Below are 19,643 nucleotides of genomic sequence, written 5' to 3'. Positions count from 1 at the left end.
CCGCGTCTCGTCGAGTATCGACGCATGCCCTCCTCATCGACACGACGATCGACTCTGCGCGGCATCGGCACCGAACTGGCAGCGCTCCTGCTGGCCGCCTCGTGCGCAGGATGCGGGGAGCCCGGCGAGCTGCTGTGCGCGGGGTGTCGCGCGCAGCTCACGCCCTGCCCGGTGGCGATAGTCACACCGGACGGGCTCGCCGTGCATGCCGCGCTCTCCTTCGAAGGCGTCGCGGCACGGTGCATCCGGCGGCTCAAAGGGGAGGGGGAGACGCTGCTCGCGCGCGTGCTCGGCGGTGCGCTCGCCCCGGTTCTCGATGCCGCGCTGGCTGGCGGTGCGCTGGTCGTACCGGTGCCGACCGGCCGTGCAGCGTTCCGCGCCAGGGGCTATCGGGTGCCCGACCTGCTCGCCCGCCGCGCCGGAGCCATCCCGTCACCGCTGCTCGTTCCGGCGGCTGCGAGAGCGGATCAGCGCGGTCTCGACGTGCGTGAGCGCCGCGAGAACGTGCGCGGGAGCATGCGCGCCCGGCGGCGCGGCGCTGGCGAGCGGATCGTGCTGCTGGATGACGTCGTCACGACCGGCGCGACGCTCGATGAGGCAGCGCGAGCGCTCACCGAGGCAGGATTCGACGTGCTTTCCGCGGTCGCGCTCGCCGCCACGCCGCGTCACCGAAGACTCATCGAGGACTCATCGACGACACGGAGGAAATGACCCGTGACATCCGTCCGTGGGCGGACTACGGTTGGGGGTCACAAGGCGACCACGGTCCGCCCTTGGCCGGGAGGACCGGGACAAGGAGGCAGCAATGGAAACGAGCATCGTTGGCGTCGGGGTGGGTATCACTGACCGATTCCGCACCGTTGTCGAAGAGAAGATCGCCAAGATCCAGACGTTCGCCGGACGAGCGCAACGCCTGGATGTGAAAGTCACGCATCGCGTGTATCGCAACGGCCACGTGCCGGATGAGACCGTCGAGCTCACGCTCATCGGCAAGGGTCCGGTGGTGCGAGCGGAAGCGACGGACGGCGACAAGTTCGTCGCCCTCGACCTGGCGGTCGACAAGATGTCGGAGCAGCTGCGACGCGCGAAGGAGAAGCGAGTCGACGGTCGACAGCATCCGCGTGGGGCGCACTTCGAGAAGGGCAGCGGTGCCCTGGAGGGAATCGACGTGCAGCCGGCCTCCGTGGAGGTCCTCCACGCAGTCGCAACGGGCAACGTCCCCGTGCAGAACAGCGAGGACGATGTCTACTCGCCCGTCGTCATCCGCACCAAGAGCTTCGACGCCGAATGGATGACCGTCGAAGAGGCGGTCGACCGGATGGAGCTCGTGGGACACGACTTCTTCCTCTTCGTCGACGTCCGCAGCGATCACCCCAGCGTCGTGTACCGACGCAAGGGCTGGGACTACGGTGTGATCGCGTTGAGCACCCAGGCGCCGCCGGCGGAGGCGCTCGCATCCTGAGCGCGTGAGACCGGCAGACGAAAGCGGCCCGATTCCGAGAGGAATCGGGCCGCTTTCTTGTGTCGTCGCAGCGATCAGTCGAAGATGCCGTCGAGCAGGCTGCCGATCACGAGACCGCCGAGGATGCCGGATGCGATGTCGCCGCCGCCTCCGCCACGTCGTCCGCCGCCACCCCAGCCACCGCCGCCGCCACCCCAGCCGTCGTCCTGAGGGCGTGAGGAGTCGATGTCGCGCTGTGCCAGCTGGAGCGCTTCAGATGCGAGGTGGGCGACGCGCCGCGCGCCGGACAGGGCCGCCTCCCGCGTGTCCTCGGCCGGGAGCATGTCGGACAGGTCGATGCGCAGTCGCTCGGCCTCGGCGAGACGCGTGCGGGCATCGGCACCGATCCACCCGCGGTGTCCGGCGATCAGTCCGCGCGCGACCCCCAGCTGTCGATCTGCGTCGTCGATCGCGTGCTGCACCTGCTGCACCGAGGGCAAGGGGTTCGCCGCGCGGTGCTTCGCCTTCGCGATCGCATCGTCCAGAGCCGTGTTGGCGTCTCGGAGCTGCGAGAGCTCGGCGAACGGGTCGTTCCGCGCGCCGGAGGGGGCGAGTGCGCCGAGAGCGGACTGCAGCGCCGACATCGCCGACGTGACCGCCGGCACCTGGGGAGCGGTGCGCGCCGTGATCAGGTCGCCTCGGGAGTCCGCCACGACCTCGGCGAGGGTCGACTCCGCGCGCAGAGCCTCGATCTCGAAGTCCTCGACCGCGTCGAGGAGCGCGGAGGCTCGTCGCGTGGCCTCGGTGGCGGTCTCCAGGGCGACGTTCGCCTCTTCATTCTGTTTCGCGGCCCGACGACGCTCCGACACGGAGGCGCCGTGGACGGCGAAGGCGATGAGCTGTTCGGCCTCGGCGGCGCTCGCCGCGATCTGCGTCATCGCCGAGTCGGCGTACCGGCTCGACAGTCGCTCGACCGCAGCTTTGGTCTGGGGGATCCGCTCGCTCAGAGAGGCGGCATCCGCTCGCACCTGGGCGATGATCTCGGGGGCTCGTCGCACCTTCGCGACCGACGCGGCGAGCACGTCCGTCTTCTCGTCGAGCAGATCCTGCGCCCAATCGCACAGTTGGATGATGCGCGCGTTCCGTGTGCGCAGCTCCTCCGGCGTGTCCGGGATCTCGTCGTGGTTCAGCTGGTGCATCTGGAACGCTTCGCGCAGGTGCGTGCGCACCGCCGCGAGGGCCTTGCGGAGGTCGGCGGTCAACGACTCGCCCAGCTCCGCCTCGGCGAACGCCAGCTCGTCGGACGTGGTCCGGATGCGCTCGTCCGCCGCGACCAGTGCCTGCTCCGCGCGCCGCGCGAGATCGGCGTCCTGAGCGGCGAGTGCTTCCTGCTCGCGCTTACGTCTGCCCCAAATTCCAGCCATGTGCTGATCCTACTTTCCGCGGACGATGCGATGGCTGCGCATCCGCTCCAGGCGAACGCCGTGTGGGCGCCTCAGGCCGCGCCGATCCGCGCGGGCCGACCTCGTTTCGGGCGCTCGGTCGCAAGCGCGAGCGAGGCGGCGGTTCCTGGGCGCTGCGACAGGCGCTCCTCGACGTGATCGAGCCAGCGGGTCTCGGCCTCGGCGGCGAAGAGCATCGAGTCCATCACCAGAGTCCAGGCGAGTTCCTCCGCACCACCGGCGTTCTCGCCGGCGTATCTCGCCTGCTGCAGCGTATGCAGCTGTGCCTGGGACTCGGCGCGCTGTGTGCGGATGACAGCGGCCACATCGATTCCGGGGAGGGTCGCGGCGACGGCGAGCTTGACGGCGAGCTCGTCACGCGTGGTGTTGCGGCGGATGACGGGCGAAGCCAGCCACCGCGCGACCTCGAGAGAGCCGTCATCCGTGATCTGCCAGTACACATGACCGCGTTCATCGGCCTCGCCGCGCCGGACGAGCCCATCCCGTTCGAGGCGCTCGAGCGTGTTGTAGATCTGGCCCACGTTGAGGGAGGACGTCGCCCCCGTGCGACGGTCGTACTCGTGCTTCAGCTGATAGCCGTAGCAGGGACCCTGGTCCAGGATGGCGAGCAGGCTCTGGCGCACCGACATGTTGATCTCCCGTCGAGACGAATGCGATACCGAGTATATGCATACCCGATATGCAGTCCTCCGGGATCGTCGACGACGCGTGCAGGCGACGTGCAGGTCACGGGCCGGTAACATGACAACATATGCCTGGCGATCGCCTGAACGGCCGCCGGCTTTTGACCCACCAACAGGGAGATGACATCCGTGGCCAATCCTCTTGAGAAGCTGCTGCGCGCCGGTGAAGGACGGATCATCCGTCGCTTGAACCAGGTGGTCAAGGCCGTGGGAGCGCTGGAAGAGGACATCTCCAAGCTCACCGACGACGAGCTTCGCAACGAGACCGCAGAGTTGCGTGCCCGGTTCGAAAAGGGCGAGTCCCTCGACCAGCTGATGCCGGAGGCCTTCGCCGCGGTGCGCGAGGCGGCCAAGCGCACACTCGGCATGCGCGCGTACGACGTGCAGATCATGGGTGGCGCTGCCCTCCACCTCGGGAACATCGCCGAGATGAAGACCGGTGAGGGAAAGACGCTGGTCGCGACCTTCCCGGCGTATCTGAACGCGATCGCCGGTCAGGGCGTCCACATCATCACGGTCAACGACTTCCTCGCCAGCTACCAGGCGGAGCTCATGGGCCGCGTGTTCCGTGCGCTGGGCATGACCACGGGCATCATCGTCTCGGGGCAGACCCCCGCCGTCCGCCGCGAGCAGTACGCAGCCGACATCACCTACGGCACGAACAACGAGTTCGGCTTCGACTACCTGCGCGACAACATGGCGTGGCGCAAGGAAGACCTCGTCCAGCGCGAGCACTTCTTCGCGATCGTCGACGAGGTCGACTCGATCCTCATCGACGAGGCGCGCACGCCGCTCATCATCTCCGGCCCGTCGTCGGGCGAGGCCAACCGCTGGTTCGCCGAGTTCGCGAAGATCGCCCGGACCCTCGAGGTCGGCGAGGACTACGAGGTCGACGAGAAGAAGCGCACGGTCGGCGTCCTCGAGCCCGGCATCGAGAAGGTCGAGGACTACCTCGGCATCGACAACCTCTACGAGTCGGCGAACACTCCGCTGATCTCGTTCCTGAACAACTCGATCAAGGCGCTCGCGCTGTTCAAGAAGGACACCGACTACGTCGTGATGAACGACGAGGTCATGATCGTCGACGAGCACACCGGTCGCATCCTGGTCGGCCGCCGTTACAACGAGGGCATCCACCAGGCCATCGAGGCCAAGGAGGGCGTGCCGGTCAAGGCGGAGAACCAGACCCTCGCGACGGTCACGCTGCAGAACTACTTCCGTCTCTACGACAAGCTCGCCGGCATGACCGGTACCGCGGAGACCGAGGCCGCCGAGTTCATGTCGACCTACAAGCTCGGCGTGATCCCGATCCCGACGAACAAGCCGATGGTCCGCAAGGATCAGTCGGACCTGGTGTACAAGAACGAGACGGCCAAGTTCGCCCAGGTGGTCGAGGACATCGCCGAGCGTCACGCCGAGGGCCAGCCGGTGCTCGTCGGAACCGTCAGCGTCGAGAAGAGCGAGTACCTCTCTCGTCTGCTCGCGAAGAAGGGCGTCAAGCACGAGGTCCTCAACGCGAAGAACCATGCACGCGAGGCCGAGATCGTCGCCAGGGCGGGACGGCTCGGCGCCGTCACCGTGGCGACCAACATGGCCGGTCGAGGCACCGACATCATGCTCGGCGGAAACGCGGAGTTCCTCGCCGTGCAGGACCTCAAGTCGAAGGGACTCGACCCTGTCGAGACCCCCGAGGAGTACGAGGTGGCCTGGGACGAGACCTACGAGGCCATGAAGGCCACCGTCGCCGGTGAGGCCGAGAAGGTCATTGCGGCCGGGGGACTCTACGTGCTCGGTACCGAGCGCCACGAGTCGCGTCGTATCGACAACCAGCTGCGTGGACGTTCGGGACGTCAGGGCGACCCCGGAGAGAGCCGCTTCTACCTGAGCCTCACTGATGACCTCATGCGGCTGTTCCAGTCGGGCGCTGCCGAGGCGATCCTCGCTCGTACGAACTTCCCCGACGACGTGCCGATCGAATCCGGGCTCGTGTCACGCGCCATCCGCAGCGCGCAGTCGCAGGTGGAGTCGCGCAACGCCGAGATGCGCAAGAACGTCCTCAAGTACGACGACGTGCTGAACCGTCAGCGTGAGGCGATCTACACCGACCGCCGTCACATCCTGCACGGCGACGACATCGCCGACCGCGTGCAGCACTTCATCGAAGATGCGATCAGCGGAGTGGTGCGGGATCACACCGGCGAGGGGCACAACGAGAGCTGGGACTTCGATGCACTCTGGACGGAGCTCAAGACGCTCTACCCCGTCGGGGTGACGATCGACGAGGTCGTCGCCGAGGCTGCCGACCGCAAGGGCGGCATCGACGCCGACGGACTCACCCGCGAGCTGCTCTCGGATGCGAAGATCGCCTACGAGAAGCGGGAGGAGTCGCTCGGCGACGCCGCGACCCGCGAACTCGAGCGCCGCGTCGTGCTGCAGGTGCTCGATCGCCGCTGGCGCGACCACCTCTACGAGATGGACTACCTCAAGGACGGCATCGGCCTGCGCGCGATGGCCCAGCGTGATCCGCTGATCGAGTATCAGCGTGAGGGCTACGCGATGTTCCAGTCGATGATGGGACAGATCAAGGAGGAGTCGGTCGGCTACCTCTACAACCTCGAGGTCGAGGTGCGTCGCGCCGGCGATACGCAGACCACCGAGGTCGAGGCGAAGGGCCTGTCGACGGACGGCGGCGAACAGCGCCTCGAGTACTCCGCCGCGAACGACGCGGGCGAGGTCGAGGTGCGCAACGATCGCGGACAGGTTCAGCAGGCGGCGACCGATCGGCTGCGTCAGGCCGCCGTCGCACGCGACGCTGCGGAGCCGGCCGCCGAGCCGGAGCAGGCCGCACGCGGTGCCTTCGGCCAGCGGACGGATGCACCGGCACAGCCGGCAGCCGGAAACCGCGAGCAGCGCCGCGCCCAGGGCAAGAAGAAGAAGTAGCAGCACCGGTGAGAAGGGGCCGATCCTGGAGGATCGGCCCCTTCTCCTTACCCGGCGATCGGATCGGCGGCCGGGACCGCGCAGACGGAGGGGAATAGGGGCCAGTGACCAGTGCAGATGAGGGCGTTCTCGAATCCACCAGGGTCGCCGATTGGCTTCGCGATGCCATTCTCGACGGTGTGCGAGCTCCCGGAAGCCGCCTGATCGAACGGGACCTGGCGGCCGACTTCGGAGTGAGCCGCGTACCCGTGCGCGATGCCCTGAAGATCCTCGAGGTGGAGGGGCTGGTGACGCTCCGGCCGCGGACCTGGGCGATCGTGCGCGAGTTCACCGCCGCGGACATGACCGATCTCGACGAGGTCCGCTCGGTGCTGGAGCCTCTCGCCTTCCGCCTGGCGGCGGAGCGTCACCGTCGCGACGGTCTGGACGAGCTGCGGCGCACCCTCGACGAGGAGACGATCAGCGCTACCGCCGGCGACCCGATCGCATCGCGCCGCGCCGCGGCGGACTTCCACGAGCAGGTGACGGTCCTCACCGAGAATCGGCTGCTGGGCGACCTCATGCAGGGCATGCGCAGCAAGCTGCGCTGGGGGCTTTCGCAGCACGACGATCTCGCGCACGTCGCCGCGCAGCATCAGGCGCTGTTCCAGGCGATCAGCGAGCGTGACGGCGACCGCGCCGAAGAGCTCGCGCTGTCCCACATCGACAGCAGCCGTCGAGAGCGTGAGGCGCACATGCGCGCGGCGAAGACGGCGGCGTCGTCCTCGGCGGTGCACGAGGGGTCCTCGCGACGGTTGTAGGCTTGCTCGATGACACCATCGCGCACCTTCGACCAGTCGTCGAAGCTCAAGAACGTCCTGTACGAGATTCGCGGAAACGCCCTCGTCGAGGCGGCGCGTCTGGAAGCAGAGGGTCACAAGATCCTCAAGCTGAACACCGGGAACCCGGCGATCTTCGGGTTCGATGCGCCTCACCAGATCGTCCACGACATGCTGGCCGCGCTGCCCACGGCGCACGGCTACAGCGACAGCAAGGGCATCGTCTCCGCACGCCGAGCAGTGGTCAGCCGCTACGAGGAGATCGAGGACTTCCCGCGCTTCGGGCCGGACGACGTGTACCTCGGCAACGGCGTCTCCGAGCTGATCACCATGACGATGCAAGCGCTCCTCGACGAGGGCGACGAGGTGCTGATCCCCGCACCGGACTACCCGTTGTGGACCGCGATGACGAGCCTCGCCGGTGGCACGCCCGTGCACTACCTCTGTGACGAGGAGGATGCGTGGCAGCCCGACCTGGAGGACATCCGCTCGAAGATCACCCCGCGCACCAAGGCGCTCGTGATCATCAACCCCAACAACCCGACAGGAGTGGTGTACTCCCGGGAGATCCTCGAGGGGCTGGTGCAGATCGCTCGTGAGCATCAGCTGCTCCTGCTCTCGGACGAGATCTACGATCGCATCCTCTTCGACGGTGCCGTGCACATCCCGACTGCGACGTTGGCCCCTGATCTGCTCTGCTTGACCTTCAACGGTCTGTCCAAGACGTATCGCGTCGCCGGATATCGTTCAGGGTGGTTGGTGATCACCGGGCCGCAGGGGCACGCAAAGGGATTCATCGAGGGGATCACGCTGCTGGCCTCGACGCGGCTGTGTCCCAATGTGCCTTCGCAGCATGCGGTGCAGGCCGCGCTGTCAGGAGTGCAGTCTATCGAAGCTCTCATCGCGCCCACGGGGCGTCTGCACGAGCAGAGGGACATCGCCTGGGAGGGATTGCAGAAGATCCCCGGTGTCTCCTGCGTCAAGCCGGAGGGTGCACTCTACGCCTTCCCGCGCCTCGACCCCGAAGTGCACGAGATCCGAGACGACGCGAAGCTCGTCTACGATCTGCTGGTCTCCGAGCACATGCTTCTGGTGCAGGGCACCGGGTTCAACTGGCCGACGCCGGATCACCTCCGCCTCGTGACGCTCCCCGAACCGCGCGTCCTGAGCGAAGCCGTCGAAAGGCTCGGGAACTTCCTCTCGAGCTACCGCCAGTAGCGCTCGAGCCGGCGGACGGCGTCATCGAGGCCGCGAGGCTGCGGATCGACGCCACCAGTGCCGATCGCGGTGTGACGTCCGACATCGGGCGGGCATGCAGCAGAGCGGCATCGGCCGCACGCTGATCCCACGGCAGGAACGTGACGTCCGTGATGCCGGCGAAGCGCTCCAGCGTGCGCCGGATCTGGCCGCGGGCATCGATATCCAGCGGTCCTGACCGGACACGGTTGACGACGACGCTGGTCGGCGTCGGCCCGGCGAGACGGCGCAGCTCGGCATGGTCGCGGAGGAAACGACTGATGCCGACCGGGTCTGCTGCGGCGACGGCGATGATGGCATCCGCCTCTCGCAGTGAGGCCGTCGTCGCGGCGTGCCGACGGGGACCCGCCATGTCGTACGTGGCCTCGTCGTCCGCGTCGAACGCAGCGCTGACGTCGACGACGGTCTCATCGGCCCAGCGCCGACAGGCCTGTAGTGCGGCCGTCAGCCGTGCTGCCGACAATTCGGGCCACCGCGTCGGACGATTGATCCCGGGGAGCACGTCGATGTCCCCGCCACTGGTCTCGACCGTGCTCGCGAGCCGCGTGAGCTCGCGCGCGTCGAGCCCTCCGAGTTCCGCCCGCCGACAGGCTGCCGCGATGCCCGGCGCATCGTCGCTGAGCCCCAACAGCAGGGCGAGCGAGGGTGCGACGGTGTCGGCGTCGACGAGCGCGGTTCGACGGCCGGAACGCGCGAGTTCGACGGCGATCTGCACGGCGACGCTCGAGCGACCTGGCGCCCCGTGAGGTCCCCACACGGCGATGAGCCGAGGCTGCGGTCGTGTCTGCGGAGGAGGAGACGCGGCGATCTCCTGGGTCAGTGCGGCGGCGACCGCCCAGCCGCTCGCGTCGCTCGGGAGGACCGCACCGATCCCGAGCCGACCGAGTGCGCGGCTGTCGGTCCCACCCAGGGCCAGGATGCGGACGCCGGCACGATCACAGGCGGAGATCAGGTCGGAGGTCAGGATCGAACGCGCCGCCGGGACCACGATCGCCTCGACATCGGCCAGGAGCGCACGGAGGGCCTCGATGCCCGGCGTCGCTGTCACCACCGCCGTGTGGCCCTCCAGCTCCAGTTCGGACGCCAGCTCGCGCGCACGCGGCTCGGAGATGGCGAGCAGGATCTTCGTCACGATCCCGATCCCACCGGCACCACGGAGAGCATGGAGCCGCCGGTGACCGCGGCGAGCACATCCGAGACGTCCGCCCGGTCGATCACCACCTCGACGACGACGCCCGACTCCGCGAGCATGCCGTCCGAGGTCCGCACGTCGCGCACGATCACGTCCGCGACCAGGATCCTGGGGGTGTCGAAGGTGCGGCCGTCGTCGCGCGGCGGTGCCTGCCAGAGCTCCACCACGGCACCCGCAGCCACCTCATCGGGGACGGGCGTCCCGCTCTCCACGACGATCGTGGTGGTGCGGCTGTCGTCGGCGTCGCCGACCGCCGAGACCGGAATCAGCTCGCCCTCTGCGACCGTCCGCGCCGCGATGTGTCCCGGTGTCAGGTCCTGCGGCGACAGGTAGTCGTCGGCGAGTGTGCCCAGTCCGACTTCGATCACCTGGAAGTCGCCCGATACGAGCGCTTCGCCCTGGGTGATCGTCCTGGTCGCCTGCAGCGCGGGAGCCGTGCGATCGGATGACGAGACGATGAGCCAGACACCGGAGATGGACAGCACGATCAGAGCGATGCCGATGAGGAACCGGACATCTCCCCAGAAGGCACGCCGAGGACGGGAGGGAATGGTCATGGCGAACATCGTCACAGAGATCGGCGGGAACCCCGCCGAGTTATCCACAGGAGGAGGGGGGAGTGGGGCGTGCCGGGCACGTGGGAGAGAATGGGCGCATGCCTGATGCGTCGCCCGCCGTCCCGCGCCTGCTCGCGCCCGCGCAGGTCGCTGAGCTGTTGCAGATCGGCGTCGACGAGGTCATCGACCTCGTGCACGAAGGTGAGCTGCGCGGAGTACAGCTGGGGTCGCCGGCACGCTGGCGGATCGAGGAGTCGAGTGTGGAGGACTACCTCGTCGCGCAGGTGGAGCACTCCCGACGGATGGCGCTGTGGCGGCAGTCGCAGGTCGCGAGCTTCCCTGAGGTGTGGGGCCCGTCGACACCTCACAGCATCTGATCGCCCATGGTGCGCAGTGCGATGAGCGTCGTGAGTGGGATGATCCGGAACCCCTGAACGGCAGCGGCAAGGCGAGCGGTGCCGGCGTCATGGACCGCCAGATCGAGATGATCCGCACCCGCCCGGTCGATCGTGCCGTGCACATCGTCGCCGATCGTCAAGCTGAGGTGCACGGGAACGCGGCGTCGGGCGAGGTCTCGGAGGATGAATCCGAGGGTCATCCGCTCGCGAAGGGCGTTCCCGGGCTCCGCGACGTCTTCGAGGCTCGCGAGGACACTGCCGTGGTCCGCACGGATCGCATGGATCGCGTGGAGAGGCATGATCCTGGTCGATCGCCCCACGAGCAGTGCGTCTCCGGGCGCCGACTCCGCGGCCACCCAGTCGGCACCGAGCGCGCGGAGCGAGACGGGGAGTCGCCTGCCGTCGGCGAGCTCGACCGTCACGGACGCGCGAGCCCCGCACAGCTGCCGTAGACGGCTGCGGAGGTCCAGTCGCGAGATGCGCAGCCGTTCCGACTCCGCGCTCAGCACCGCGCGCTCCGTCTCCCACTCCGCAGCCAGCTGACCTTCGAGGTCTTCGAACAGGCGATCCCAATGCACGGCTCCGAGCGTAGGTGAGCCGCCGGTGCCGTGTACGAGTTATCCACATTCCTTGCCGTCACCCCGTTCCGCGGCGCCGTGCACATGCTCGACTGGGCCTTCGTCTTCCCCAGGAGTGAACTGATGATGAGTGTGCACGAGTACTTCGCCCCGCAACCCACCTCGACAGCCGCGCTGCCGGACCCCGCGCCTCTGCTGCGCAGCCTCACGCAGGGGGTGCTCGAGGCGCTGGCAGGAGTGCGAGAGGTCGATCAGCTCGCACGCTGGTTCAGTGAGGATGCGTATCGCAATCTGGTCAGCCGCGCGAACCTGTCGGCTCGGGCGCGCAGCGCGCGCGGGGTGGTGCCGACCCGACCGACCTTCGAGATCCGTTCGATCAGGGTCTCCGAGCCGCTCGACGGCGTCATCGAGGCTGTCGCCGTCGTCGCGGGGCCTGGTCGGACCCGCGCGGTGGCGATCCGTCTGGAAGGTCTCGACCGTCGCTGGCGGGCGACCTCCCTGGCAGTGCTCTGACCGAAGTCGCCGTAGGCTGGGGGAGTGTCAACGCTTAGTGATCTCGCCCACGCGCAGGGCCGTCTGACCGACAACGACGTCGAATGGCTTCACCGCCTCGCGGGAGACGGGCAGTTGCTCGCGGACCTCGCATCGGCCGACATCGTCGTGTGGATCCAGACCGACGACGGGTCGTTCGTCGCCGTCGCACACGCGCGGCCCAGCGGCGCGGCGACGCTCTTCTACCGCGACATCGTCGGAGAGCGGGTGCGGCCGCAGTGGCGCACTCAGGTGCAGGGCGCGTTCGATTCCGCCGAGATCGTCGATTCCTCGTCGCCCGACTGGTTCGAGGAGACGCCGACCAGGGTCAGGGCCGTTCCGATCGTCGTCGGTCGACGAGGCGCGGGAGCGCCGACGGCCATCGGCGTCGTCACCCGGCACACGAACCTGGGCGAGGTACGCACGCCGTCTCGCCAGCAGATCACCTTCGATGAATGCGCGAACGACCTGTTCCGGATGATCGCGGACGGCAGCTTCCCCGATCTCGCGGCTCCGACTTCTCCTCGCCGCGGCGCACCGCGCGCCTCGGACGGGCTCATCCGGATCGACGTGGACGGCATCACCACGTTCGCGAGCCCCAACGCGCTCTCCGCCTTCAATCGGATGGGCTTCGATGACGAGCTGGAGGGAGAGTCCCTCGCCGAGGTCACGACCCGCCTGGTCCCGCCCTCCCGTCAGGTCGACGAATCCCTTCCCGTCGTGGTGACGGGTCGTGCGCCGTGGCGTACCGACATCGAGGCGCGCGGTGTGACGGTCTCGCTGCGTGCCATCCCGCTGAAGGATCACGGCACGCGGATCGGCGCGATCGTGCTCTGCCGCGACGTGTCAGAGCTGCGCCATCAGGAGCAGGAGCTCATCACCAAGGACGCCACGATCCGCGAGATCCACCACCGCGTGAAGAACAACCTGCAGACGGTCGCATCCCTGCTGCGGATCCAGGCCCGTCGGACCCATTCCGACGAGGCGCGGGACGCGCTCACGCAGGCGATGCGCCGTGTGGACTCGATCGCCGTCGTTCATGACACGCTCGCGCAGGGGCTGACGCAGAAGGTCGACTTCGACGAGGTCTTCCACCGCGTGCTCAAGCTCGTGGCCGAGGTCGCCTCGGCTCCGAACACGCGGGCGCAGACTCAGCTGACCGGACGCTTCGGTGTGCTGCCGAGCGAATACGCCACCCCGCTCGCCCTCGCCCTCACCGAGGTCGTCACGAACGCGGTCGAACACGGTCTGGCAGGGCAGGAAGGCGTGATCGCGATCGATGCGGCGCGCACGGAGGAGAGCCTCCGGGTGACGGTGAAGGACACCGGGCACGGACTCCCCGAGGGGCGGATCGGTCAGGGGCTCGGCACCCAGATCATTCGCACGCTCATCCAGGGCGAGCTCGGCGGGACGATCGAGTGGCACGGCAGCGAGGGCGATGGCACCGAGGTGATCATCGACATCCCGCTGCGCTGGTTGACCAAATGACAAAAGCCGGACGAGGTCGCGAGGCGACATCGTCCGGCGGCATCAGCGGCCCGGTTCTGCGGGGACCTCCGTGGAGGTCAGCAGGGCCGGTCCGCGTGGACGCGAGCCCCGGTCAGGAGGCGCGGCGGGCGCGAGCGGCGCGACGCTTCAGCGCACGACGCTCGTCTTCGGAGAGACCTCCCCAGACACCCGAATCCTGGCTGGACTCGAGGGCGTACTGCAGGCAGATCTCGGTGACCGTGCAGGTGGCGCAGACGGTCTTCGCCTTCTCGATCTGATCGACAGCCGGACCGGTGTTCCCGACAGGGAAGAACAGTTCGGGGTCGACGGTCAAGCAGGCGGCCTTATCGCGCCAATCCATGGGGGCTCCTCGGTGTGGGATTTCAAGAGATGTCGCGACGCGACGACTCGATTCGGGCGGCGGCTCGGGTTCCGCTACCCTGTTCAGATGCGGACGGATGCCCGCGAATTGTGATGCGAGCGTATCGCCCGCCCCACGCCGCTGTGGGAGCACATGACGCTGTCTATTCTGTTACATGAAACCTGCGAAATCAAGGGTTTTCATCCTTCTCATTCGATTCTCAGGAGACATCGTGCGTGCACCAGGACTCGCCACCGCCGCAGCAGCGGTACTCGCCCTCGAGGGAGCGGCGCTCGTGGTGTTCGCGATCATCGAGCTGATGGGGCTGGGTGCCGGGGACGCCGCGTCGTTGCCGACCGCCATCGCCCTCATCGTGCTCACGCTGATCGGTGCGGGGGCGCTCCTCGCCTTCGCGTTCGGCGCCCGCGTCGGACGCTCCTGGGCCCGTTCCGGCGGAGTGGTGTTCCAGGTCCTCGCCGTCGCTCTCGCGCTCGCGTCGCTCACGCTGCAGCCGATCCCGTGGGCGTTCACGCTGGGCGTCGGCGCGCCGGGCATCATCGGCTTCGTGCTTCTCATCTCGAGCGCTCGTCGGGAGAGCGAGCGCGCCGAAGCCGAGTGAGCGCGCGGCCCCTCAGGCGTCGATGCCGAGGAGCTTGCGGAGGCGAGCGACGTGTCCCGTCGCCTTCACGTTGTACTGAGCGAGGCTGACGACACCGTCCTCGTCGAGCACGAATGTCGAGCGGAGGACGCCCTCGACGACCTTGCCGTAGTTCATCTTCTCGCCCCACGCGCCGTAGGCATCGTGCACGGCGTGGTCGGGGTCGCTGAGCAGCGTGAAGGTGAGCCCGTCGCGCTCGCGGAACTCCGCGAGGGTGGAGGGCTCGTCGCGCGAGACTCCGATGACCCGATATCCGGCACCCTGCAGCGAGGAGATGCTGTCGCGGAAGTCGCAGGCCTGCGTCGTGCAGCCGGGCGTCATCGCCGCCGGGTAGAAGTAGAGCACCGTCTTCTGGCCGCGCAGGTCGGACAGTCGCACGGTGGCGCCGTCCTGGTCGCGGAGGGCGAAGTCGGGGGCGGGCGTTCCGGGTTCCAGGCGCTGAGTCACGTGCCCAGCTTATCGTCCGGGCGCTTGCTCGGCCTTGTCGGCGAAGGTCTGCAGCAGTCGCTGCAACGAGTCGAGACGTGCGCGTTCGGCGTCGCTGAGCTCGCCCCGTTCCTCGGCCTCGATCAGCGCGCAGTCGGGGGCATCCGCGAGGTGCGTGCAGCCGCGGGGGCAGTTCTCGGCGATGAGTGCGAGCTCCGTGAAGGCCGCCAGGATGTTGGCCGGTTCCACGTGACCGAGTCCGAACGAGCGCACACCGGGGGTGTCGATGACCCATCCGGATCCGTCGTCTCCCTCATAGCGGAGGGAGACCGTCGATGAGGACGTGTGGCGTCCGCGACCCGTCACCTGGTTCACGTGACCGGTCGCTCGCTTGGCCGTGGGCACGAGCTCGTTGACCAGGGTCGACTTGCCGACGCCCGAATGGCCCACGAACACCGTGGAATGGCCGACGAGGGCCGCGCCGATCTCCTCGGTCGGCATCTCCTCCCGCGCGCTGGTGAAAACGCGGAGATCCAGTCCGTCGAAGTGCGACAGGAAGGCCGTGGGATCGGCGAGGTCGGTCTTGGTCACCACGAGCAGCGGCCGGATGCCGGCATCCAGCGCCGCCACGAGGTAGCGGTCCACGAGGCGCGCGCGGGGCTCCGGATCGGCGGCGGCGACGACGATGAGCATCTGATCGGCGTTCGCGACGATCACGCGTTCCACCTGGTCCGTGTCGTCCGCGCTGCGGCGGAGCAGGGAGGTGCGATCGACGATCCCGATGATCCGGCTGAGAGTGCCCTCCGCGCCGGATGTGTCGCCGACGACGCGAGCGTGGTCGCCGGTGACGATCGGCATGCGCCGCAGCTCCCTCGCCCTGGTCGCCGAGACGAGGTGCTCGTCGTCGGTGCCCTCGTCCAGCAGCACGGTGTAGCGGCCGCGGTCCACGCCGAGCACGCGACCCACGACGGCGTCCTCGTGCGCAGGGCGCCGTTTGGTCCGCGGCCGGTTGCCCTTGGGGTTCGGTCTCGTGCGGATCGTGCTCTCGTCGTAGTCCTCGAAGTCGTCCTCGAGGTCGTCGGAGTCGCCCAGCCAACTCACGCGCCAGCGCCTCGCAGCATCCGTTCCCAGAGCAAGGTGAACTCGGGGAGTGTCTTTGCCGTGGTGCCGATCTCGTCGATCTCGACGCCGGGCACGCGCAGGCCGATCAAGGCACCGGTGGTCGCCATCCGGTGGTCGTGATGCGCCGCCCAGCCGCCGCCGTGCAGAGGGCGCGGGATGATGCGCAGACCATCGGAGAGCTCTTCCGCCTCGCCGCCGAGGGCGCGGATGTTGCCGATGAGCGCGGCGATCCGATCGGTCTCGTGCAGGCGGATGTGGCCGATGCCGCGGATGGTGGTGGGCGATTCGGCGAAAGCGGCGAGACCGACGATCGTGGGGGTCAGTTCGCTCGCGGCTGAGAGATCGAGATCCAGCCCACGGATGCCAGTGCCGGCGCGGACGGTGAGCGCGCCGCCGTGACGACTGGTGTGGGCGCCCATCGCCTGGAGGATCTCTGGCAGGAGGGCGCCGGGCTGCGTGGAGTGCGCGGGCCAGCCCGTGATCGACACCGATCCGCCGGTGACGAGCGCCGCGGCGAGGAACGGGGCCGCGTTGGAGAGGTCGGGCTCGATCGCGATCTCCTTGGCCCGGGGCACGCCGGCCTCGACGAGCCATTCGCCCACCGCAGGGCGCTCGATGCGGATGCCTCGTCGGCTCAGCGACTCGATCGTCATGTCGATGTGCGGCAGGCTCGGCAGGTGCTCGCCGGTGTGCACGAGGTGCAGGCCGACGTCGAACCGGGGGGCGGCGAGGAGGAGTCCGGACACGAACTGGCTCGATGCGGAGGCATCGATCTCGACACGGCCGCCTCGGATGCGTCCATGACCGCGGATCGTGAACGGCAGCGACCACGTTCCCTCGTCGTCGATGTCGACGCCGAGGTCGCGCAGAGCGCTGATGAGACCGCCCATCGGCCGATGCAGAGCCGTCTCGTGCGCGGTCAGGTGCACGTCGTGCGCGGCGAGACCCGCCAGCGGGGCGATGAACCGCATCACCGTTCCTGCCTGACCGCAGTCGACGGTCACTCCGCCGGTGAGCTTGGCGGGGGTCACGACGAGGTCGGGACCGAACTCGCCTCCGGCGTCGATCTCCTCGATCCCGACGCCGATCGCGCGGAGGGCATCGACCATCCGGCGGGAGTCGTCGGAGTGCAGCGGGGCCACCAGGCGGCCGGGGCCGTCGGCGATCGCCGCGATGATCAGCTCGCGGTTCGTCAGCGATTTCGAACCGGGAATGGTGAGGGTGGCATGCACCGCGTCGTCGGCGGTGGGCGCGATGTAGGCGCCCTGGACAGGGGGAGGGGAATACCTGTTGACGCTCATCGGTTTCCACCTTAGTGAACGGCGACGCAGGCGCCGAGAAGGAGAGAGCATGATCGCGACGTTGGAGCGCGGATCTGTGGACATCAGCGGCCTAGACTGGCCGGTGATGGATGACACCGCAACCGCAGACATCGTCGGCGACCCTCGGCGCGAGTTCGAGGAGCAGGCGATCCCTTTCATGGATCAGCTCTACGCCGCAGCGATGCGTATGACGCGCAATCCTGCCGACGCCGCAGACCTCGTACAGGAGACGTTCGTGAAGGCGTACGGTTCCTGGTCGACGTTCTCGCAGGGCACGAACCTCAAGGCCTGGTTGTACCGGATCCTGACCAACACGTATATCAACATCTACCGCAAGAAGCAGCGCGAGCCGTTCCAGGGCACGATCGATGAGCTCGAGGACTGGCAGCTGGGCGGCGCGGAGTCGACCACCGCTTCGCACAGCCGTTCCGCGGAGGCGGAGGCGATCGACCGCATGCCGGCTTCGGTCGTCAAGGATGCGCTGCAGGCTGTGCCGGAGGACTTCCGGCTGGCGGTGTACCTCGCCGATGTCGAGGGGTTCGCCTACCAGGAGATCGCCGACATCATGAAGACACCCATCGGCACCGTGATGAGCCGCCTGCATCGGGGCAGGCGGATGTTGCGGGAGCTGTTGGCAGACTACGCCGCGGAGCGGGGCATCGCCGCGGCCGACACGAGGAGCAGGAAATGAGCGACTGCGGCTGCGACAAAGCCCGTCAGGATCTGGAGGAATACCTCCGCAACGAGGTCTGCAACACCGAGCACACCGAGATCCGCGAGCATCTGGAGAACTGCCCGTCCTGCCGGGACGAGGCGCTCGTCGCCACCACGCTCACCGAAGTCGTGGCGCGTGCGTGCAAGGAGACCGCTCCGGAGGAGCTGCGTGATCAGGTCTTCGCTCGACTGCGCGAGGTCCAGGCCAGCCAGCACTGATCCGGGCCGCGCCGTCGGACTCCGACTCTAGGCTGTAGCCATGGCCTTCATCGATGCGCGGGGGATCCCCGCAGACCAGACCTCCGTCGACCGGCTCGCCGCGAACGGGCTCGACTATCGCCTCGTCGACTTCCAGGACGATGCGCAGGCCGCGTCGTATCAGCGAGCGGTCGCGCGAGGCTTCCTCGGGAGCGAGCCGACGGCGGAGGCGCTCTCCGCAGAACGGGCGACGTTCGCAGAGCGCCGCAACACCGGAGTGTTCGACCGCACGGGTGCGGAGAACGCGCTGCCCGTCGCGACGGTCAACTCCTGGGTAACGCCGCTGACACTGCCGGGTGGTGATGAGCTCGGGATGTGGGCGATCAGCGTCGTGACGGTCGCCGGTACCCATCGGCGCCGCGGGATCGCGCGGGCTCTCCTCGAGGGCGAGTTGCGTGCCGCCGCCTCCGCGGGAGTCCCCGTCGCGGGACTCACGGTGTCGGAAGCCACCATCTACGGCCGCTACGGCTTCGGCGCGGCCGTTCCTGCGGCGCGGTTCTCCGTCGACACCCGCCGCGCGGGCTGGGCAGGTCACGTGCCCGCCGGCAGTGTCGAGTATGTCGAGCGCGATGCGCTCGCGGCCGAACTCGGAGCGGTGCACGAACGGGCGCGCCATGCGCGCGCCGGACAGATCGCCGGGTGGCAGGGGCGTTGGGACGGCTACGCCGGTGTCACCGGGAGTGACGCGGAGCGCGAGAAGGTCCGCGGTGTGCGGTACCGCGACGCGTCCGGTGAGGTCCGCGGTGTGCTGGTCTACACGCTCACCGAGATCGACGGCACGTTCCGCTCCGCGTTGCAGGTGCGCCTGCTCGTGGGTGAGACGACCGATGCCGTCGCGGCGCTCTGGCGATTCGCCGTGCAGCACGACCTGGTCGATCAGGTGACGGCCGACCTGCGGCCACTCGACGATCCGCTGCCGTGGCTCGTCGCCGACGCGCGGGGCGTGACACAGGAGGTCCACGACCACGGGTGGCTGCGTGTGCTCGACGTCGACGCGGCGTTGACCGCGCGACGCTTCTCGGCGCCGCTCGACGTGGTGATCGGCATCGATGACCCGCTCGGCTTCGCGCAGGGGCACTGGCGAGTGCAGATCGACGACCGGGGCGTCGCGACCGTGAGTCGCACGGACGATCAGGGGGCCGATGTGCGCATGGGCGTCGCCGCGCTCTCCTCGCTCTACGCCGGCGGGGTACGTGCCGCTGCGTTGCACGGAGCGGGGTTGATCCACGGCGACGCGGCGACTGTCGAGAGACTCGACAGGGCGTTCATCTCGTTCCCGGCCCCCTCGCTCGACATCTGGTACTGATCTCGTCTCGCGGAGGCCCGCGAGAACCCGCAACGCTGCCGCATGCATCGCGGAGAATGCCGTTCGCTCCGATCGTGGGCGGGCGGCATTCTCCGCATCAGTGACGGAACTGATCGAGAAAGTTTCTTTA

The 19,643-nt window shown here is 68.4% G+C and carries 21 protein-coding genes; 12 read left to right on the top strand and 9 right to left on the bottom strand.

Annotation, left to right across the window (positions count from 1 at the left end; translation table 11 throughout):
* Positions 1–24: 24 nt before the first annotated feature.
* Positions 25–711 carry a ComF family protein gene (locus FB560_RS11365; RefSeq protein ID WP_141872464.1) on the top strand — a complete coding sequence of 229 codons (687 nt, stop codon included), beginning with the start codon at positions 25–27 and terminating at the stop codon, positions 709–711.
* A 94-nt stretch (positions 712–805) separates the two neighbouring features.
* Positions 806–1,462 carry a ribosome hibernation-promoting factor, HPF/YfiA family gene (hpf, locus tag FB560_RS11360; protein WP_141872463.1) on the top strand — a complete coding sequence of 219 codons (657 nt, stop codon included), beginning with the start codon at positions 806–808 and terminating at the stop codon, positions 1,460–1,462.
* Positions 1,463–1,536: 74 nt separating this feature from the next.
* Here hpf and FB560_RS11355 read toward each other — a convergent pair whose 3' ends face one another.
* Positions 1,537–2,865, bottom strand: coding sequence for a coiled-coil domain-containing protein (locus FB560_RS11355; protein WP_141872462.1), 1,329 nt, complete (start codon positions 2,863–2,865; stop codon positions 1,537–1,539).
* Between the two features lie 71 nt (positions 2,866–2,936).
* On the bottom strand, positions 2,937–3,533 hold the full coding sequence (locus tag FB560_RS11350) for a PadR family transcriptional regulator (RefSeq protein WP_141872461.1): 597 nt from the start codon (positions 3,531–3,533) through the stop codon (positions 2,937–2,939).
* Positions 3,534–3,716: 183 nt separating this feature from the next.
* Between FB560_RS11350 and secA the strand changes: the two genes are divergently transcribed.
* The 3 genes from secA (at position 3,717) to FB560_RS11335 (ending at position 8,563) form a co-directional block, all read left to right on the top strand.
* Complete coding sequence (secA, locus tag FB560_RS11345) at positions 3,717–6,527, top strand: preprotein translocase subunit SecA (protein WP_141872460.1); 2,811 nt, start codon at positions 3,717–3,719, stop codon at positions 6,525–6,527.
* A 104-nt stretch (positions 6,528–6,631) separates the two neighbouring features.
* Entirely contained in the window at positions 6,632–7,327 is a 696-nt protein-coding gene (locus FB560_RS11340) for a GntR family transcriptional regulator (RefSeq protein WP_141872459.1), read from the top strand.
* Between the two features lie 9 nt (positions 7,328–7,336).
* A complete protein-coding gene (locus FB560_RS11335; RefSeq protein WP_141872458.1) occupies positions 7,337–8,563 on the top strand; it encodes a pyridoxal phosphate-dependent aminotransferase in 1,227 nt (408 codons plus the stop codon).
* Here FB560_RS11335 and FB560_RS11330 read toward each other — a convergent pair.
* Both FB560_RS11330 and FB560_RS11325 read right to left on the bottom strand, forming a co-directional pair.
* Positions 8,454–9,734, bottom strand: coding sequence for an AAA family ATPase (locus FB560_RS11330; protein WP_141872457.1), 1,281 nt, complete (start codon positions 9,732–9,734; stop codon positions 8,454–8,456). The genes FB560_RS11335 and FB560_RS11330 overlap by 110 nt on opposite strands.
* Positions 9,731–10,351 (bottom strand): SAF domain-containing protein, encoded by a 621-nt coding sequence (locus FB560_RS11325; protein WP_141872456.1) that lies wholly within the window; start codon positions 10,349–10,351, stop codon positions 9,731–9,733. The genes FB560_RS11330 and FB560_RS11325 overlap by 4 nt, the downstream gene beginning before the upstream one ends.
* Before the next feature lie 98 nt (positions 10,352–10,449).
* Here FB560_RS11325 and FB560_RS11320 point away from each other — a divergent pair, with 98 nt between their 5' ends.
* Positions 10,450–10,728 carry a helix-turn-helix domain-containing protein gene (locus tag FB560_RS11320; protein WP_170198108.1) on the top strand — a complete coding sequence of 93 codons (279 nt, stop codon included), beginning with the start codon at positions 10,450–10,452 and terminating at the stop codon, positions 10,726–10,728.
* Here the strand turns inward: FB560_RS11320 and FB560_RS11315 are convergent.
* The gene (locus FB560_RS11315; protein WP_141872455.1) at positions 10,716–11,327 is read right to left on the bottom strand and encodes a hypothetical protein; all 612 of its coding nucleotides are present in this window, start codon (positions 11,325–11,327) and stop codon (positions 10,716–10,718) included. The two genes, FB560_RS11320 and FB560_RS11315, sit on opposite strands and share 13 nt — an antisense overlap.
* Positions 11,328–11,453: 126 nt before the next feature.
* Here FB560_RS11315 and FB560_RS11310 point away from each other — a divergent pair, with 126 nt between their 5' ends.
* Entirely contained in the window at positions 11,454–11,840 is a 387-nt protein-coding gene (locus FB560_RS11310; RefSeq protein ID WP_188895217.1) for an Rv3235 family protein, read from the top strand.
* Positions 11,841–11,864: 24 nt separating this feature from the next.
* Complete coding sequence (locus FB560_RS11305) at positions 11,865–13,346, top strand: sensor histidine kinase (RefSeq protein WP_141872454.1); 1,482 nt, start codon at positions 11,865–11,867, stop codon at positions 13,344–13,346.
* A 112-nt stretch (positions 13,347–13,458) separates the two neighbouring features.
* Here FB560_RS11305 and FB560_RS11300 read toward each other — a convergent pair whose 3' ends face one another.
* Complete coding sequence (locus tag FB560_RS11300; protein WP_028503730.1) at positions 13,459–13,707, bottom strand: WhiB family transcriptional regulator; 249 nt, start codon at positions 13,705–13,707, stop codon at positions 13,459–13,461.
* Positions 13,708–13,939: 232 nt separating this feature from the next.
* On the opposite strand from FB560_RS11300, the gene FB560_RS11295 reads away from it, so the two are divergent.
* Positions 13,940–14,326: a hypothetical protein gene (locus FB560_RS11295; protein ID WP_141872453.1), complete on the top strand. Its 387-nt coding sequence runs from the start codon at positions 13,940–13,942 to the stop codon at positions 14,324–14,326.
* Between the two features lie 12 nt (positions 14,327–14,338).
* On the opposite strand, the gene bcp is transcribed toward FB560_RS11295, so the two are convergent.
* The 3 genes from bcp to aroA are packed head-to-tail and all read right to left on the bottom strand — an operon-like array spanning position 14,339 to position 17,214.
* Positions 14,339–14,812 (bottom strand): thioredoxin-dependent thiol peroxidase, encoded by a 474-nt coding sequence (gene bcp / locus FB560_RS11290; RefSeq protein WP_141872452.1) that lies wholly within the window; start codon positions 14,810–14,812, stop codon positions 14,339–14,341.
* 9 nt (positions 14,813–14,821) lie between these two features.
* Entirely contained in the window at positions 14,822–15,892 is a 1,071-nt protein-coding gene (gene rsgA, locus FB560_RS11285) for a ribosome small subunit-dependent GTPase A (protein ID WP_141872451.1), read from the bottom strand.
* Positions 15,889–17,214 (bottom strand): 3-phosphoshikimate 1-carboxyvinyltransferase, encoded by a 1,326-nt coding sequence (gene aroA, locus FB560_RS11280; protein WP_141872450.1) that lies wholly within the window; start codon positions 17,212–17,214, stop codon positions 15,889–15,891. The genes rsgA and aroA overlap by 4 nt, the downstream gene beginning before the upstream one ends.
* A 49-nt stretch (positions 17,215–17,263) precedes the next feature.
* Here aroA and FB560_RS11275 point away from each other — a divergent pair, with 49 nt between their 5' ends.
* Genes FB560_RS11275 through FB560_RS11265 form a run of 3 tightly spaced genes read left to right on the top strand, consistent with a single transcriptional unit; the run spans position 17,264 to position 19,513 of the window.
* Positions 17,264–17,926, top strand: a complete 663-nt coding sequence (locus FB560_RS11275) for a sigma-70 family RNA polymerase sigma factor (protein WP_141872449.1) — start codon at positions 17,264–17,266, stop codon at positions 17,924–17,926.
* On the top strand, positions 17,923–18,168 hold the full coding sequence (locus tag FB560_RS11270; protein ID WP_141872448.1) for a zf-HC2 domain-containing protein: 246 nt from the start codon (positions 17,923–17,925) through the stop codon (positions 18,166–18,168). The genes FB560_RS11275 and FB560_RS11270 overlap by 4 nt, the downstream gene beginning before the upstream one ends.
* A gap of 40 nt (positions 18,169–18,208) precedes the next feature.
* Positions 18,209–19,513, top strand: coding sequence for a GNAT family N-acetyltransferase (locus tag FB560_RS11265; RefSeq protein WP_141872447.1), 1,305 nt, complete (start codon positions 18,209–18,211; stop codon positions 19,511–19,513).
* The last annotated feature ends 130 nt before the right edge of the window (positions 19,514–19,643 follow it).

Source organism: Microbacterium saperdae, from assembly GCF_006716345.1.
In the GTDB taxonomy this organism is placed as follows: domain Bacteria; phylum Actinomycetota; class Actinomycetes; order Actinomycetales; family Microbacteriaceae; genus Microbacterium; species Microbacterium saperdae.
The sequence above is the reverse complement of the archived record's forward strand: the minus strand, read 5'-3'. Positions and strand labels throughout refer to the sequence as shown.